Consider the following 17373-nt stretch of genomic DNA (forward strand, 5'->3'; position numbering starts at 1 on the left):
CGATGAAAGGATTAGCGTTGCCAGTCAAGCGGCGTGCCGAAAACGCCGGTAAACCCAAACGGTCGGGAAGGGCGAAATGGTTGTCGACCGAACGGGAATAAGCTAATACTTAGACACCATGTGACTGGCGCTAAAGACAGAATACTGTTGGGGAGCATGGTCAAGTACGCCGCGCGCCTGGGCATTACCCCTATCTGGAGATAAGTTATGCCTGAATTAGCTTCATTATCGGCTTTTGCCGCGGTGGCGTTGGGGTTGGTGTTAACGCCTGGCCCCAACATGATGTACCTCACTTCACGGTCGATTTGCCAGGGAAAACGCGCCGGCTTTATATCTCTTGCTGGCGTTGCGGTGGGATTTTTCTGTTATATGCTGTGCGCCGCTTTTGGCATAACCGCGCTGGTTTTCGCCGTACCCTATGCCTACGATGCGTTGCGAATTTGCGGAGTGGCTTATTTACTCTATTTAGCGTGGCAGGCGATTAAACCCGGCGGGCGGCCGATTTTCGCGGTACGCGACTTACCGGCAGATAGCGGGCGTAAGCTGTTTCTGATGGGCTTTCTTACCAGCCTGGCGAATCCTAAAGTGGCTATTATGTATTTGTCTTTGCTGCCGCAGTTTATCACCCCCGGACTCGGCAGCGTGCTGAGTCAGTCGCTCATACTAGGCTGCACCCAGGCGCTAATAAGCGTGGCGGTAAACGGACTTATTATTATGCTGGCCGGGCAGGTGGCGCTTTTTCTTGGGCGGCGGCCGGGCTGGCAACAATTTCAACGTTGGCTGATGGCGACGGTACTTGCCGGAATGGCCGTGAAAATAGCTTTTGAGGCCAGAAAATAACCGTTGCTGGCAAACCCCGCATGCTTATGCCTTTCTCAACCGGAGAAAGGCATCTCACGTTCTAACATACTGATACATTTCTGCCAGTTCATTAGCAACCTTTCTGTAGGGCTAATGCGTCAATAAAGCTATTCTTCCCCGCCTTTATTTTTTGTGCTTTCCAGTGACGCAGGTAAATTGCCGCCAATGCCCCTATTGAGAGATGAGATCCGCGACCACTCGGCAGAAGAGATGCTGTTTATCCGCCGCGCCGTTATTGCTTTCCTGTTGGTGGTGGTTTGCTTTGGCGTGTTGATTTTCAATCTCTACCATCTCCAGGTAGAGCAGCACGATTTTTATCAGACTCGTTCCAATCAAAACGACATTAAAATGCTGCCGATCGCGCCAAGCCGGGGGCTGATTTTCGACCGCAACGGTATTCCGCTGGTGCAAAATATTACCCTGTATCGCCTGCAGGTGATCCCCAGCAAGATTGCCGATATGTCGGTGCTGCTCCAGGCGTTAAGCCCGATTGTCGACCTGACGGCGGATGATATCGCCAGTTTCCGCGACGATATGCACCACAATAGCCGCTATAAAGAAGTGACGCTGAAATCCGATCTTACCGATGTGGAAGTGGCGCGCTTCGCGGTCAACGAATTCCGTTTTCCTGGCGTCACCGTCGAGAGCTACCAGCAGCGAAGTTATCCTTATGGCGCGGAACTGGCGCACGTCGTCGGTTACGTTTCTAAAATTAACGATAACGATTTGCAACGGCTGGCGAAAAACGGCGAAGCAGAAAACTACGCGGCTGACCGCAATATCGGCAAACAGGGAATTGAAGGCTATTACGAAAAAGAACTACACGGCACCACTGGTTATCAGGAAGTCGAGGTAGACAATCATGGCCGCGTTGTTCGCCTGTTGAAAGAAGTCCCGCCGGTCGCCGGCAAAAATATCTATCTGACGCTCGACCTGCATTTGCAGCAGTATATTGAGTCGGTCCTGAAGGGCCAGCGCGCCGCGGTCGTGGCCGTCGATCCGCGCGATGGCGGCGTACTGGCGATGGTCTCCAGCCCCAGCTATGACCCTAATCCCTTCGTTAAGGGGATTGGTTACCAGGCTTACAAATCACTGCTCGATAACCAGGATCGCCCGCTCATTAACCGCGTCACTCAGGGCTTGTATCCCCCGGCTTCTACGGTCAAGCCGTATATGGCGCTCTCAGCCCTTTCTGCCGGGGTGATCACGCCAAATACCACCTTCTTTGGCGCACCGACCTGGACGTTACCCGGTACTCAGCGCCGCTATCGCGACTGGTTAAAAACGGGGCACGGCATGTTGAACGTGACCAAAGCGATTGAAGAGTCGGCGGATACGTTCTTCTACCAGGTCGCTTTTGAAATGGGCATCGATCGCATACACGAGTGGTTGAGTAAGTTCGGCTACGGACAATCGACCGGAATCGATCTCAATGAAGAATACGCCGGGGTTTTGCCGAGCCGCGAATGGAAACAGCGGGTCCATAAAAAACCGTGGTATCAGGGCGATACGATTTCCGTCGGTATCGGCCAGGGCTACTGGATCGCCACTCCTATTCAAATGGTGAAAGCGCTGACCACCCTAATCAACAACGGCAAGGTACAAAACCCGCATCTTTTGTATTCAATGAAGCAGGGGAATAAGGTCGAACGCTTCCAGCAGCCGGCCAATTTACCGCAGGTCGGCGACCCGAAATCGCCATACTGGGGGATTGTCCGCAATGGTATGTATGGGATGGCGAACCTGCCGAACGGAACGGGATATAAGCTGTTTCATACCGCGCCGTACCAGATTGCGGCGAAGTCCGGGACCTCGCAGGTGTTTAGTCTGAAGGAGAACCAGACCTACAATGCCAAAATGATCCCGGTACGTCTGCGTGACCACATTTTTTATACCCTGTTTGCACCGTATCAGCATCCGAAAGTGGCGATGGCGCTCATTCTCGAAAATGGCGGCGGCGATGGCGTTGTCGCCGGCCCGACGGCGCGAGCGATTCTCGACCATATCTTCGACCCGGCGAATGCGCCGGCTGCGGATAGCGCGCAAAGTAACGTTCCGCAGGTCGAAAGCGCCGATGCGCAGTAACCACTTTAAGTGGCGGACGTCGTCGGCGCGCTATACAGGATTCGCCAGCTGCGGCGACGGCGAGTTATCTCACGCCATAGCGTGATGACCTCGTCCAGCCGCAGGTCGTTAACGTTCTGCGGCGTGGCTACCGGGAGATGATAGTGCTGGCGCAGGGCGGAGAGTGCGGTGGCGCTGGCGTCCTGCTCCTGACCGTTCTGCTCAGCCAGCTGGTGTTGTAACTGGCTGAACTCGGCTTGCCCACACAGCGTTAACTGGCGAAGAAAGGTTTTACAGCAGCGTAGTAGATTACCGGCGGAACGGTCGGGCGATTGCAGCGCCAGCAGCAGGCCATCGCGATCGGCGATCCGCTGATAACGGCAGCTCACCACGTAGCCAATCTGCTGTTCGACCCGCAGACGCTGGAAGCATTGCGGCTCGCAAAGTAGCGCCAGCAGTTGCAGCGCGGCCAGTGATGCCCCCTCAGGCAATGGAATAAAAACCAGAAGCGCGCTATCAGAGCTGGCGTGAGGAATACGCTGAATACCGCGGCGACAGCCTGCCGAAGAGCGAAGCTCGGCGTTGACCGGGGCGTTGAGCAAGCTCAACAGACGGGCAACCTGCCGCGCCAGTTTGCCGCTGCCGCCTACCATCGCCGCCAGCCAACCCTCCTGCGGCGGAGCGATAGCCAATTGTTCAGGTAATTGTTGCAGTAGCTGGCGAATGGCGATGGTTTCAGGTGCGACCACCGTCCCCGGCGCGGGTTGAGATAATCGGCGCATGAGCGCGGTGACGACGCGCTCCGCTACGCCGCCGGATTCAGGTAGCTGTAGAGTAAGCTGCCAGTTGCCGTCCACCGTTTGCCACTCGCCGCTGCCGCCTGTATGGCGAAGTTGCGCGAGCAAGGGGCGGAGCTGCTGGCTTATCGCCATACCCTGCGCCTGGCTAATCACGCTATAGAAAGGTTTGCGAACGATCAGCGTTGGCGTTTGATTATCTGCAATGACGTGCAGCAGCGGGCTGGTCGTTGGCGGCAGGTCAGGTGCATCAGCGGTCGCCGCCTGCGGATAGAAGCTAAATGCCAGCGGATCAATCACGACTGTCCGTGGCTGCCTGCGGCCGAGCGGCAAGGTAAAGCCCTGGGTTGCCACGCGATCGCCAGCCGCTATTTTGCGGCACACCAGCGAAGAGGCTGGCGCCGCCAGCAAGCTGGCGCAGAAACGGGCAAAGTCGACGGGCGGGGAATCGGGCGCAAAACCCAATGCCCGCTGACGTAACTGTTCAAGCGGGGTGAGTGCGTTAAAACGCCGCTGTGCCAGCCTGTAATAGTGCAACTGCTGTTCAGGCGAGGTATGGCGCAATGCCTGCAGCCATCGCTCGAGATGCTGATTGATGGCGTCGGGATGGTCGCTGCTGAATACCAGCGCCAGCCAGCCGACGCGTTCATCCTGGTAAAGCCAGTTCAGCGCGACATCGTCCGCGAGCCCGCATTCACGTAGCCCGGCCAGCAGGCTGCCGGGCGCTTCATCCAGTAAGAATTCGCGAAAAGTAGTGACATTGTCACTTATTTCGATCAGCGGACAACGCCATACCGCCGGTTTGTCTTCAACGGCCAGTTGAAAATCCACATTATTGCTAAAATACGCAGACGACGGGCTTTCCGGCGGCAGGCCGCCAGGGAACCCCGCGGCAAAAAAATGGGCCAATTTGGCTAATTCATCAAGCGACTGCGGCCCCTGAAGCCATAGCTGCAGATGGCTGGCGACATAATAGCGCTGATGAAACTCGCCGAGCGCGCTCTGCAGCGCAGGCAAGTTTCCGCCCAGAGAATCCATGCTGCCGACCTGAAAACGGCGAAAAGCCGCGGGCGCCGCCATCGCGTGACGGGCCGCGGCTTCACGGCGGGAGGGATCGTGCTGCTGGATAAGCCGGTTTTCCGCATCGATGACCGCCAGTTCCTGACGGATATCTTCAGGCGACAGCAGCGGCGCCTGGAGCGTATCCCGTAGACGGGTGATGCCCTCGGCCAGACTATTGGGGGCGACCTCGAAGAAATAGGCGCTGTGACGGGCAAGGGTGGTGGCGTTGACGCTGCCGCCCTGGCGTTGGATCCACGCCATTAATCGCTCATCATCGTGATAGCGCTGGCTGCCGCGAAACAGCAAATGTTCCAGTAAATGGGCCAGCCCCGGCAGGGCATCGGTTTCGTGATGGCTTCCGGCGCCCACCTTAACCAACGCCGCCGCACGCGTTGCCTGCGGCTGATGAACCAGCGTTGCGCGAATCCCGCCTGCCAGTTCCACGATGCGGGTGGCGGTGGTCATCACAATTCCCGGGTTTTATAAATCAGCTGTGAACGGGTGCGGTTACGGAACTGCAGCTGGCTGATTTTGATGTCGCTACAGGCCGCTTCGCGCCGCGCTTCGAGGATTTTATGATGGTGCGGCGATTTGCTGCACACCGGGTCAGCGTTATCGGCATTGCCGGTCAGCATAAAGGCCTGACAGCGGCAGCCGCCGAAATCTTTCTCTTTTTCATCACAGGAACGGCACGGCTCCGGCATCCAGTCAAAGCCGCGGTAGCGGTTGAAGCCAAATGAGTCATACCAGATCGATTCCAGACTCTGTTCCAGCACCGACGGGAACTCGACCGGTAACTGGCGAGCGCTGTGGCACGGCAGTGCGGTGCCTTCCGGGGTTACGCTGAGGAATATCGAGCCCCAGCCGCCCATACAGCCTTTGGGTCGTTCTTCGTAGTAGTCCGGGGTGACAAAAAGAAGATTGGTCAGATTACCGTTAGCCGCCATTTTGTGTCGGTAATCAGCAACGACCTGTTCAGCACGGGCGATCTGTTCGCGGGTCGGCAGTAACCCTTGACGATTGAGGAACGCCCAGCCGTAAAACTGGCAGGTGGCGAGCTCAACGTCATCCGCTTCCAGCACGATACACAGCTCGATGATTTTATCGATCTGGTCGATGTTGTGGCGATGCAGGACAAAGTTCAGCACCATCGGGTAGTCGCGTGCTTTTACCGCTTTCGCCATCGCCAGCTTCTGCTGGAACGCTTTTTTGTTGCCCGCCAGCGCCGCGTTAAGCACTTCATCGCTGGCCTGGAAGCTAATCTGGATATGATCCAGCCCGGCCTCGCTGAAGGCGTCGAGTTTGCTCTCGGTGAGCCCAATGCCTGACGTAATCAGATTGGTGTAAAAACCGAGGTCGCGCGCGGCGCGTATAAGCTCCGGCAGATCTTTACGCGTCAGCGGTTCGCCGCCGGAGAACCCCATCTGCACGCTACCCATGGCCCGCGCCTGGCGAAAGACCTCAATCCACTGTTCGGTGGTGAGTTCTTTCTCCTGCTGAGCAAAGTCCAGCGGGTTAGAACAGTAGGGGCACTGCAACGGACAGCGATAGGTCAGCTCCGCCAGTAGCCACAGCGGCGGATTAACGGCGGGTTTATTCTGGCTCACGGAAGATAATCCACTTCTGTTGGTAAGCTATCTGCAGGAATTCGATGACGTCGTCATCGACGCCGCCCGCTTCCGGGAAACGGGCGTTGAGTTCGGCGATTATTTTTGCCGCGTCGCGTTGACCATCGACCAGTTCGAGGATCGCAGCGGCGGTTTCATTCAGTTTCGCCATTCCTTCCGGATAGAGGATCACGTGGCTATTCTGAGCGGCTTCCCACTGTAGACGGTAGCCGCGACGAAAGGCAATGATTGCGCTCTTTTGCATAGTTATACCAGTCGAGTTGTGTGCCAGGCCGCCTTGTCGGTGACCGTATGATAGGGAGGGCGCTGCAACGCGTAAGCCATGGTCATTGCATCCAGCATCGACCACAGAATGTCGAGCTTAAATTGCAGGATCTCCAGCATCCGGTTCTGCTTTTCCGCGCTATCGCAGTAGATCTTCGCCAGTTCCAGTCCATGTTCAACGTCGCGATTGGCCTGGCTTAAGCGGCTGCGGAAGTAGAAATAGCCTTCTTCTTTGATCCATGGATAGTGCTGCGGCCAGCTATCGAGGCGCGACTGATGGATTTGCGGGGCAAACAGTTCGGTCAGTGAACTGCATGCCGCCTCCTGCCAGTTGGCACGGCGGGCGAAATTGACGTAGGCGTCGACGGCAAAACGCACGCCGGGCAGCACGTGGCGCTCGCTGAGTAACTCATCGCGGCTTAGACCCACGGCTTCGCCTAACTGCAGCCAGGCTTCAATACCGCCTTCCTGGCCATTACTGCCATCGTGGTCGAGGATCCGCTGCACCCATTTGCGTCGGGTTTGTGGATCGGGGCAGTTCGCCATAATCGCCGCGTCTTTTAGCGGGATATTGGTCTGGTAGTAAAAACGGTTCGCCACCCAGCCCTGGATTTGTTCGCGGCTGGCCTCGCCGTTATGCATCGCAATATGGTACGGATGATGGATATGGTAGTAGGCGCCTTTTTCCCGTAGCGCTTGTTCAAACGCTTGTGGCGATAGGGTTTCGCGTATCTGCATAGTTAGTCCTGAAGCGTGATAGGCATCCCGTCCCAGCTCACCTCAATTCCCTGTTGCGTCAGGGCCTTGCGCTGCGGCGATTGCTCGTTAAGGATCGGATTAGTGTTATTAATATGAATCAGAATTTTGCGCTTTGCCGGGAGTGAGGCCAGCAGCGCCATCATGCCGTGTTCATCGCCAAGCGCCAGGTGGCCCATATCACGACCGGTATTGCGCCCGACGCCGGCAGCCTGCAGTTCGTCATCCTGCCAGACGGTGCCGTCAATCAGCAGGCAGTCCGCTTTTTTCAGCCACGGCAGGAGCGCTTCGTCCGGTTCGCCAAGCCCCGGCGCATAGAACACCGTCTGGCCGTTACGGCGGTTTTCGATAAACAGCGCCACGTTATGGCCCGGCAGCGGGCGATCGCGAAACGGCGAGTAGGGCGGCGCATTGCTGGCGATGGGGACGGCGGTAAACTGCAGGTCGGGACAGGCGTCAACGGTAAAGCGATTCAACGGGGTCACAGGATGGTGAATCAGGCCGCCGTTCCAGTGCCGTAACATGGTAAAAATGGGAAAACCCGTGCTGAGATCCTCATGTACCTCCGGCGTGCACCAGACCTGATGGGGGCAGCCTTCGCGCAGGCTCAGTAGTCCAGTAGTATGGTCAATCTGGCTATCGGTAAGGATAATGCCGCCAATATGCGTGCCGCGCAGAACGCCTTGTTTATTTAACTCTGGCGTATGGGCAATCTGCTGGCTGATATCGGGAGAGGCGTTACACAGCACCCACTCTTTACCGTTATCACTCACGATAATGGAAGATTGAGTACGGGCGGTGGCCTGAATCGTGCCATTGCGCAGACCCTGACAGTTGGCGCAGTTACAATTCCACTGGGGAAAGCCTCCGCCAGCGGCGGAGCCGAGGACTTTTATAAACATGAAGACGGACCAGATAAAAAAACAAAATGCCCGCACGGACGGCGGGCGGAGCGATTAGCGGTTGGAAATGTACAGCGTCACTTCCAGACCCAGACGTAAATCAATAAAAGCAGGTTTCTTCCACATTGTTTTTTCCTCTATAAAAATGCGACATCAACATCGTCGGTTGTGTCGGTTTTGTGATGGCAATCAAATATTGCCCCTCAGGGGGATAAAGGTCAACCGGCAACATGTAAGTATTTAACCTTATATTTACAATATAACCTATTGTTGCCAAACATTTTTTAATACCTTTTGCCAGTTGCCCCACAGCAGTTTATCCAGCACCAATTGTTCATAACCACTATGGCGCAATGCGTTGATTAGCCGTGGTAAACCGCTCACATCGCCCAATTCGTCCGGTAGCGTGATGCCGTCAAAATCGGACCCCAGCGCCACATGATCGTCGCCCATGATGTTAATAAGATAGTCGATATGGTGAACGATGGTACGCAATGGGGTATCGCTATCGCGTTTGCCGTCGGCGCGCAGGAAAGCGTTGCCGAAATTGACGCCGACCACGCCGCCGCTGTCGCGAATCGCCCGCAATTGTTCATCGGTGAGATTACGCGGCTGCGGGCATAGCGCATGGGCATTGGAATGGGTGGCTACCAGCGGCGACGTCGAGTGATGGGCGGTATCCCAGAACGCTTTTTCATTCATATGAGACACGTCAATCTGCATCTTCAAGGCATTGGCCTGCTTAATAAGATGGATACCTGCCGCTGTCAGTCCAGGTCCAGTGTCCGGGCTACCGGGAAACGAACCGTTAACGCCGCTGCCGAAGCGGTTTGCAATATTCCAGAACGGACCAATGCTGCGTACCCCGGCGGCATAAAAGGCCTGCAGGTCGCGGCCCTCGCCATCAAAACCCCCGGCGCCCTCAATATGCGCCACCATCGCCAGTACATTATCCTGGCGGCAGCGTTCGATATCCGCCGCGCTCAGACACAATCTCACGCGTCCAGCGGACTGCGCGACAAGTTGCTTCAGAATGGCCAGTTGCTGCCAGAGGATAGCGATCGGATCCCACCGTTGGTTGGCGTGTTGCGGCGCCATACGGGCAATATATTCCTGCGGCGGCACGAATAGCGCGAACAGCCCGCCGGCAAATCCGCCTCGCTGCATGCGCGGATAGTCGAGATGACCGTTCTCAATCCCGGCAAAGAAAGCGGTTGCAGGATCCTCGCGATGGTGAAGCCATAAATTGAGCAGCAGGTCATTGTGACCATCAAAAATCGCCATAGCGCGCTCCATCTGCTGGTTGTACTGGAAATGCCTGACACGGTAACTGATTTGTTCGCTGCGGCAAGTGGAAATTCACAACTTAGCAACAATCGCCAAATCTGGCGTTTGTATCACACTGTATCAATCGGCAAACCTCATACATGGCGATGCAAAAACACGATAAATCCCACACATGCTGGATACACAGGCCTGATTAACTGTTCACGTACTTGCTTAACACTTCCAGATAAAAGGTGAAATGAGGATGAACAGATTATCCGCAATCCGTCATGTCAGCGCTGCGGCGCTGTGTCTCTCCGCGCTGTGGTCCGCCAGCGTGTGCGCTGCTGAAGACGCAGGCGCTTTCGACAAGGTGCAACAAATCAACGCCGGCGATTTGAATATCGGTTATGTCGATATGGGGCCACGCGATGGCCAGGCGGTAATTTTGCTGCACGGCTGGCCGTATGATATTCAAAGCTACGCGCAGGTGGCCCCGGCGCTGGCGCAGAAGGGTTACCGGGTCATCGTGCCGTATCTGCGCGGCTACGGCTCCACCCGTTTCCTGTCGGCTAAAACGCCGCGTAACGGTCAGCCATCGGCGATGGCGGCGGATATTGTGCATCTGATGGATGCGCTAAATATTAAGCAAGCGGATTTCGCCGGCTTTGACTGGGGCGCGCGTACAGCGGATATCGTCGCGGCGCTCTGGCCGCAGCGGGTTAAGTCGCTGGTATCGGTGAGCGGATATCTGATTAGCAGCCAGCAAATTGGCGAGAAGCCGTTACCGCCGCAGGCGGAACTGTCGTGGTGGTATCAATTCTACTTTGCCACCCCGCGCGGCGAGGCGGGCTACCGGCAAAATACCCATGACTTTGCCAAATTTATCTGGCATCAGGCTTCGCCGCGGTGGACATTCACGGATGCCACGTTCGCCAATAGCGCGAAAGCGCTGGATAACCCGGATCACGTTGCCGTCACCATCAGCAACTACCGCTGGCGCCTGGGGTTGGAGCAGGGCGAAGCGAAATATGCGGCCTACGAACAGCGACTCGCGAAACTGCCGGCGATTAGCGTACCCACGATTACCATCGAGGGGGAAAACAATGGCGCGCCGCATCCGGCGCCGGATAGCTATCGGGCGAAATTCACCGGTAAATATGAGCATCGGGATTTCAAAGGCGCAGTGGGACATAACCCGCCGCAGGAGGCGCCAGCGGAATTTGTTCAGGCGGTTATTGATGCCGATCGCTTATAAGCCTCACCACGCCGCAAGCGCAGAGTTGCGCTTGCGGAAAAGCCGCATATGCTTTTCATGAGCTTATTTTTCCGCAGGAGACGCCTTTGGAACGTATTGACCACATCCTGGTTGTCGATGACGATCGCGATATCCGCGAACTGATCGTGGGTTATCTGGAGAAATCGGGCTATCGCGCCAGCGGTGCTGCGAATGGCAAAGCGATGTGGTCTGTACTTAAAAACCATCAAATCGATCTGATTGTCCTCGATATCATGCTGCCCGGCGATGATGGTTTAACCCTTTGTCGCCAGTTGCGCAATGATGACCAACAGGATATCCCGGTGCTGATGTTGACCGCGCGTAGCGAAGATAGCGACCGTATACTTGGTCTCGAGATGGGGGCCGACGATTATCTGGTGAAACCCTTCGTGGCGCGGGAGCTACTGGCGCGGATCAAAGCCATCTTACGCCGCGCCCGCGCGCTTCCCCCCAATTTACAAATCAGCGAAGCCGGCAGGCTTATCGCCTTTGGCGACTGGCTGCTCGATACCTCGGCGCGGCATCTACTGGACGAGAGTGGCACAATTGTGGCGCTAAGCGGGGCGGAATATCGCCTGCTGCGGGTGTTTCTTGATCATCCTCAACGGGTGCTCAACCGCGATCAGTTGTTGAATCTTACCCAGGGGCGTGATGCCGAACTGTTTGAACGGTCTATCGATCTGTTGGTGAGCCGTCTGCGTCAGCGCCTGCGGGAGGACGCGCGTGAGCCCGCTTATATCAAAACCGTGCGCAGCGAGGGTTACGTGCTGTCAGTGCCGGTGTCGATCCGCGAGGCGCGATAATGAAAGTGTGGCCGGCGTCACTGCAGTCGCGCTTAATGATAATGATTTTTCTCGCTCTGCTGCTCGCTAATGCCCTGACGCTATCGCTTCTGCTCTACGAGCGCATGAGCAGCGCCCGTAGCGTCATGCTGGGCAACCTTGAATACGATGTCGCCACCAGCGTGGCTATCCTTGATCGTCTTCCTGCGCAAGAACGGCCGCATTGGTTGCCGCGTCTGGCGCGCGGTAACTACCGCTATCAGCTTTCTGCCGGACAAACTGGCGATTATCCCACCAGCTGGCGTACCCGCGATGCGGTACGCTCGTTACAGGAAGCCCTGAGCGGTCGCTATCCTGTGAGTATTATCGCCGTCCCTGGACCGCGCGAACATATTCAGGCCCACGTCACCCTGCGCGACGGCGCGCCGCTCAGCATTGACCTGTGGCCAAAGCTGCCGGCCATCGCACGTTGGCTACCGCTGGTGCTGGTCGCGCAGTTTCTGTTACTGCTATTTTGCGCCTGGTACGCCGTCCGCCAGGTGGTCGCGCCGATGACCCGCTTTACCCGCGCCATTGATACGCTGCAACCGGCTACTCCGGCTGCAGGGCCGCTGGCCGAGAAGGGACCACAAGAGGTGCAGCGCGCGGCGCGCGCCTTCAACGCGATGCAAAAGCGAATACAGGACCATTTGCAGGAGCGCACGCGGATCCTGGCGGCGGTCTCCCACGATTTGCAGACGCCGATTACCCGTATGAAGCTAAGAGTCGAGATGGCCGACCAACCGGCACTCCGCGATAAGCTGTTACAGGATCTCGATAGCATGACCCGACTGGTTCGCGAAGGCATCGCGCTGGCACGATCGGCCGAACCGCTGGCAGAAGCGCCGCAGCGGATGAGTCTCAATGCGTTACTGGATAGCATCGCCTGTGATTATGCCGATATCGGTAAAGCGGTCAGTTTTCATGCCGCTAAAGGGGTGGACGTCATGACGCTTCAGCCGCAGGCGCTGCGGCGGATCATGAGTAACTTAATCGATAATGGGCTGAAATACGCCGAAAAGGTGGAAATCAGCCTGAGTTACCCGCCGAATGGCGATGTTATCATTCACGTTGTTGATGACGGCCCCGGCATCCCGGAAGGAGAGCTCACCGCTGTACTGCAGCCGTTTTATCGGCTCGAGCAGTCACGTAATCGCGATACCGGCGGTACCGGTTTGGGGCTGGCAATCGCCGCCCAGCTCGCCGGGCAGATGCAGGGAAGTTTGACTCTGCACAATCTTCAACAGGGCGGTCTTGAGGCGCGGGTACGTCTCAATGCCGCCGTTTTGTATCCTTCTGTATCCATTCCAACTGCAGATAAATCCCTATACTAAACCGCCGTTTCACGGACATATCCTCCATACAATCTCCTGTTGTAATGCTGACGTTGCCACTTCGGCAACGTTGCGAAGGAGAATGATCATGGCTGTTGTGATTGCATTTTTGGCCGGTATGTTGACGCTGCTTAGCCCCTGTACCTTACCGGTGATCCCGCTGGTGTTTGCCAGCGTAAGCGGGCGTAAGGGACAACTGATCCTGTTGTTGTTCGGTATGGGGTTGATGTTTACCGCTGTATCGCTGCTGGCCACGGCGGCAGGGGGATGGTTAGTCAATCTGACTATCGTCGGGCGTTGGCTGGCGCTGGGCTTTTTGGTCGTTGTGGCTATCAGTTTGCTGTCAACACGCGTTGCAGGCTGGCTCGGATCGCCAGCGGTTGCGTTGGGTAATCAACTTAACCAACAGAGCTATCGTTATGGCAGTGGGCTCGCTTCAGTATTCGCCGGACTGGCGATTGGACTACTTTGGGCGCCGTGCGCGGGACCGGTGCTGGGGGCGATATTTAGCCTGGCGTTGTTGCAAGGAAATTCAGTGACGACCGGCATCTTGCTGCTTTCCTATGCCAGCGGATGCGCGCTGATGTTGCTGCTATTGGGGTGGTTCGGCGCGCGGCTGATTTCCCGTTTGCGCGGTGGTCAGGTGATAAGTGGGCGGTTACGCCAACTGGCTGGCGTGGCAATGTTGGCCGCAGTGGCATTAATCGCCAGCGGTAGCGATCGTTATCTGCAGGGCGCCAGCGGTTTAACCCATCGTCTGGAGCAGCGGCTCAGCGCGTTTATGCCCCAGGATCAACAACGAGTTCGGCTGGAGCCGATCGTTGCGCCGCGGCCAACCAGCGCTATGCCGGAATTGCAAGGCGGTACCGCATGGATTAATAGCCCACCCCTTACCAATGCGGCGTTAAAGGGCAAGGTGGTGCTGATTGATTTTTGGACCCGCGATTGCATCAACTGTCAGCATACGCTGCCTTATGTACGGGCGTGGGCCAATAAGTATCGCGATGCGGGGCTGGTAGTGATTGGCGTACATACGCCGGAATATCCGTGGGAACGGTCGTTGCCGCAGCTTCGTGAAGCGGTCAGCCAGCGGCAGCTAAACTATCCGGTTGTCGCAGATAACAACTACGCCATCTGGAATGCGTTTGGTAATCAGTACTGGCCGGCGCATTATTTCTTCGATGCGCGGGGACAACTGCGTTATACCGCCTTTGGCGAAGGTGATTATGCCCGTCAGGAGCAGGTGATCCAACAACTGCTGCGCGAAGCGCGGACGTGAGGAGGAAATAAAAAAGCCGATAACAGCAGTTATCGGCTTTTGCAGGACACTCGCTAATCGGCAGCGTCTTATTTCGCCAGCAGTTCCTGGGCGGTGCGTTCAACGAGGCTCAGCAAGACCTTCACATCGTCCAGCGTCACCACCGGGTTGAGCAGCGTCAGCTTCAGGCAGGTTACGCCGTTATGCTCGGTCACGCCGACGTTGGCACGGCCGGATTCCAGCAGGGCGTCGCCCACGCGCTGGTTGAGCAGGGCGATCGCGGCGGTATCACTACCAGCCATTTGCGCCGGACGTGAGCGGAACAGCACGCTTGCCAGCTGCGGCTGCATGACCAGCTCCAGCGTTGGCTGAGACTTCACGAATTCCGCGACGTTTTTCGCCATCGTCACGCCATGATCGATGATTGAAGCGTACTGTTTCTTGCCCAGTGCCTCAAGCCCCATCCACAGCTTCAGCGCGTCGAAGCGGCGGGTGGTCTGCAGCGATTTGGAGACCAGGTTCGGAACGCCGTGTTCTTCATCAAACTCGGAGTTCAGATAGGCCGCCTGATAGCGCATCAGCTCGTAGTGGCGAGCATCTTTCAGCAGGAAGGCGCCGCAGCTAATGGTCTGGAAGAACTGCTTATGGAAGTCCAGGGTAACGGAATCCACTAACTCCAGGCCGTCGAGGTAATCGCGATACTGCTCGGAGAGCAGCAGCGCGCCGCCCCACGCGGCATCAACGTGCAGCCAGATCTGGTGCTCCGCCGCGATACCGGCAATATCACGCAGCGGGTCAATCGCGCCCGCGTCGGTGGTACCGGCGGTGGCGACGATGGCCATGATCTGCTCGCCGTTGGCCTGCGCTTGCGCAATCTTGGCCTTCAGGTCGGTGACGTCCATACGGGCGAATTCATCGGTTTTCACCAACGTGACCGAGCGATAGCCAAGCCCCATCAGCGCCATGTTCTTCTGCACCGAGAAGTGGGCGTTTTCCGAGCACAGTACTTTGTACTGACGAATGTCGCCCGGAATACCATCCTGCTGGATGGAATGCCCCTGACGGGCAAAGAAGGCGTCGCGCGCCAGCATCAGGCCCATCAGGTTACTCTGGGTACCGCCGCTGGTGAAGACGCCGGCATCGCCAGCCGGATAACCAACCTGGGCGCGCAGCCATTCGATCAGCTTCATCTCGATGATGGTCGCCGACGGGCTCTGATCCCAGGAATCCATGCTCTGGTTGGTGGCGTTGATCAGCACTTCCGCCGCCTGGCTGATAACCAGGCTTGGGCAGTGCAGGTGCGCCACGCACTGCGGATGGTGCACCGACAGGCTGTCTTTCAGGAAGTACTCGATCGCACGTTCAATCGCCGCCTGGTTGCCCAGACCCTGTTCGTTAAAATCAAGGGTGATGCGCTCACGGAGTTCATCAACGCTTTTCCCCTGATACATTTCAGGTTGTTGCAGCCACTGCGCAACCGCCTGGCTGGCCTGGGAAATGACCTGCTGGTAAGCGTCAATGCTTGCCGCGGACCCAGCCAGAATCGGATTCAATTTGGACATTGCGGTCACTTACTCCACTCAGACCGGTTTTACGCCGGCGGCCAGCAGGGCCTGTTCAAACTTATCGAGGAACACTTCCAGCTCCGCGTCGCTAATCAGCAGGGACGGCAGCAGACGCAGTACGCAACCGTGACGGCCACCGCGTTCCAGGATCAGGCCCGCTTCGAAGCATTTCTTCTGCAGCAGCGCGGAGAGTTCGCCGTCAGCCGGGTAGCAGCCCATATGATCCTGCGCCTCGTTCGGCTTCACGATTTCGATACCGATCATCAGACCGAGACCGCGTACGTGACCGATAACCGGATAGCGTTTTTGCATTTCCGCCAGTTTGCCTTTCAGCCATTCGCCCTGGGCGGCGACTTTGTCGGCAATCTTGTTATCACGCAGATGGCGCAGGGTGGTCAGGCCGGTGGCCATCGCCAGCTGGTTGCCACGGAAGGTACCGGTATGATGGCCAGGTTCCCAGGCATCGAACTCTTTCTTAATGCCCAGAACCGCCATTGGCAGACCACCGCCGACGGCTTTAGACATCACGATAATGTCCGGCTCGATGCCGGCGTGTTCGAAGGCGAAGAATTTACCGGTACGGGCAAAGCCTGCCTGAACTTCATCGATGATCAGCAGAATGCCGTGCTCTTTGGTGACTTTGCGGATGCGTTGCAGCCACTCAACCGGCGCCGGGTTCACGCCGCCTTCACCCTGCACGGCTTCAAGGATAACCGCTGCAGGTTTGCGAACGCCGCTTTCCACGTCGTTGATCAGGTTTTCGAAGTAATAGGTCAATGCCTTCACGCCCGCTTCGCCGCCGATGCCCAGCGGGCAACGATACAGGTGCGGATAAGGCATAAACTGGACTTCCGGCATCATGCCGTTGACCGCCGCTTTTGGCGACAGATTGCCGGTCACGGACAGCGCGCCGTGGGTCATCCCGTGATAACCGCCGGAGAAGCTGATCACCGCCGTACGGCCGGTGTATTTTTTCGCCAGCTTCAGCGCGGCTTCAACGGCGTCAGCGCCGGAAGGACCGGTGAACTGCAGGCAATACTCTTTCCCTTCGCCTGGCAGGCAGGAGAGCAGGTATTCAGAAAAGCGATCTTTTAACGGTGTTGTCAGATCGAGGGTATGTAACGGCAAGCCGCTGGTAATGACACTTTGGATGCTCTGCAGTACTTCAGGATGGTTATGGCCCAGAGCGAGGGTCCCGGCGCCGGCGAGGCAGTCCAGGTACTGTTTGTTATCCGCATCGGTCAGCCAAACGCCTTCGGCTTTGGTGATGGCGAGCGGTAACTTGCGAGGGTAACTCCTGACATTCGATTCGAATTCAGCCTGACGAGCCAAAAAGGTTTCGTTGTTCGCGTCCAATAAATCTGCACTTAAAGTATCAATACGGACTTTATCCGTCATCATATCACTCCCACAACCAGCGTTACGTTTGAACTCTGGTTGAATAAAAAGGTTTAGAAAATTGAATCGGCATTCATAAAGCGCGCACAATATATGGCTTTTTAAATCCGCATTCAAT

15 protein-coding genes and 1 riboswitch are annotated in these 17373 nt (G+C 56.8%); of the genes, 6 read left to right on the forward strand and 9 right to left on the reverse strand.

All coding sequences use genetic code 11. The features are described from left to right. Positions 1–110: 110 nt before the first annotated feature. A riboswitch (ZMP/ZTP riboswitch) is annotated at positions 111–190 on the forward strand. 17 nt (positions 191–207) lie between these two features. Next, positions 208–840: a LysE family translocator gene (locus tag ACSEMK_RS03165; protein ID WP_087859615.1), complete on the forward strand. Its 633-nt coding sequence runs from the start codon at positions 208–210 to the stop codon at positions 838–840. Between the two features lie 186 nt (positions 841–1026). Beyond that, positions 1027–2946: a penicillin-binding protein 2 gene (gene mrdA, locus ACSEMK_RS03170; protein ID WP_430915114.1), complete on the forward strand. Its 1920-nt coding sequence runs from the start codon at positions 1027–1029 to the stop codon at positions 2944–2946. Between the two features lie 5 nt (positions 2947–2951). On the opposite strand, the gene pqqF is transcribed toward mrdA, so the two are convergent. The 7 genes from pqqF to ACSEMK_RS03205 all read right to left on the reverse strand — a co-directional run bounded on the left by pqqF (position 2952) and on the right by ACSEMK_RS03205 (position 9618). Beyond that, a complete protein-coding gene (pqqF, locus tag ACSEMK_RS03175; protein WP_435336311.1) occupies positions 2952–5249 on the reverse strand; it encodes a pyrroloquinoline quinone biosynthesis protein PqqF in 2298 nt (765 codons plus the stop codon). After that, positions 5249–6391 (reverse strand): pyrroloquinoline quinone biosynthesis protein PqqE, encoded by a 1143-nt coding sequence (gene pqqE, locus ACSEMK_RS03180; RefSeq protein WP_435336312.1) that lies wholly within the window; start codon positions 6389–6391, stop codon positions 5249–5251. Before pqqE ends, pqqF begins: the two co-directional genes overlap by 1 nt. After that, positions 6378–6656 (reverse strand): pyrroloquinoline quinone biosynthesis peptide chaperone PqqD, encoded by a 279-nt coding sequence (gene pqqD / locus ACSEMK_RS03185; RefSeq protein ID WP_113373333.1) that lies wholly within the window; start codon positions 6654–6656, stop codon positions 6378–6380. Before pqqD ends, pqqE begins: the two co-directional genes overlap by 14 nt. Before the next feature lie 2 nt (positions 6657–6658). Next, complete coding sequence (gene pqqC, locus ACSEMK_RS03190) at positions 6659–7414, reverse strand: pyrroloquinoline-quinone synthase PqqC (RefSeq protein ID WP_087859619.1); 756 nt, start codon at positions 7412–7414, stop codon at positions 6659–6661. Between the two features lie 2 nt (positions 7415–7416). Next, entirely contained in the window at positions 7417–8334 is a 918-nt protein-coding gene (gene pqqB, locus ACSEMK_RS03195) for a pyrroloquinoline quinone biosynthesis protein PqqB (protein ID WP_213316115.1), read from the reverse strand. 54 nt (positions 8335–8388) lie between these two features. Then, positions 8389–8460 (reverse strand): pyrroloquinoline quinone precursor peptide PqqA, encoded by a 72-nt coding sequence (gene pqqA / locus ACSEMK_RS03200; RefSeq protein ID WP_002905689.1) that lies wholly within the window; start codon positions 8458–8460, stop codon positions 8389–8391. A 138-nt stretch (positions 8461–8598) separates the two neighbouring features. Continuing rightward, complete coding sequence (locus ACSEMK_RS03205) at positions 8599–9618, reverse strand: dipeptidase (protein ID WP_430915116.1); 1020 nt, start codon at positions 9616–9618, stop codon at positions 8599–8601. A gap of 247 nt (positions 9619–9865) precedes the next feature. Between ACSEMK_RS03205 and ACSEMK_RS03210 the strand changes: the two genes are divergently transcribed. The 4 genes from ACSEMK_RS03210 (at position 9866) to ACSEMK_RS03225 (ending at position 14313) form a co-directional block, all read left to right on the forward strand. Beyond that, entirely contained in the window at positions 9866–10858 is a 993-nt protein-coding gene (locus ACSEMK_RS03210; RefSeq protein WP_213794011.1) for an alpha/beta fold hydrolase, read from the forward strand. Positions 10859–10944: 86 nt separating this feature from the next. Further along, positions 10945–11682 (forward strand): response regulator, encoded by a 738-nt coding sequence (locus tag ACSEMK_RS03215; RefSeq protein ID WP_045387982.1) that lies wholly within the window; start codon positions 10945–10947, stop codon positions 11680–11682. Next, on the forward strand, positions 11682–13034 hold the full coding sequence (locus ACSEMK_RS03220; RefSeq protein WP_430915117.1) for an ATP-binding protein: 1353 nt from the start codon (positions 11682–11684) through the stop codon (positions 13032–13034). The genes ACSEMK_RS03215 and ACSEMK_RS03220 overlap by 1 nt, the downstream gene beginning before the upstream one ends. A gap of 88 nt (positions 13035–13122) precedes the next feature. Then, positions 13123–14313, forward strand: coding sequence for a cytochrome c biogenesis protein DipZ (locus ACSEMK_RS03225; protein WP_049058346.1), 1191 nt, complete (start codon positions 13123–13125; stop codon positions 14311–14313). A 68-nt stretch (positions 14314–14381) separates the two neighbouring features. Here ACSEMK_RS03225 and ACSEMK_RS03230 read toward each other — a convergent pair whose 3' ends face one another. Together ACSEMK_RS03230 and ACSEMK_RS03235 are read right to left on the reverse strand one after the other, a co-directional pair. Continuing rightward, complete coding sequence (locus ACSEMK_RS03230) at positions 14382–15863, reverse strand: pyridoxal phosphate-dependent decarboxylase family protein (RefSeq protein ID WP_162750142.1); 1482 nt, start codon at positions 15861–15863, stop codon at positions 14382–14384. Between the two features lie 9 nt (positions 15864–15872). Beyond that, positions 15873–17258 carry a diaminobutyrate--2-oxoglutarate transaminase gene (locus tag ACSEMK_RS03235; protein WP_015366536.1) on the reverse strand — a complete coding sequence of 462 codons (1386 nt, stop codon included), beginning with the start codon at positions 17256–17258 and terminating at the stop codon, positions 15873–15875. Positions 17259–17373: the final 115 nt, after the last annotated feature.

The sequence above is a fragment of the Klebsiella sp. K-3 genome, from assembly GCF_051207495.1.
Taxonomy (GTDB): Bacteria; Pseudomonadota; Gammaproteobacteria; order Enterobacterales; family Enterobacteriaceae; genus Klebsiella; species Klebsiella aerogenes.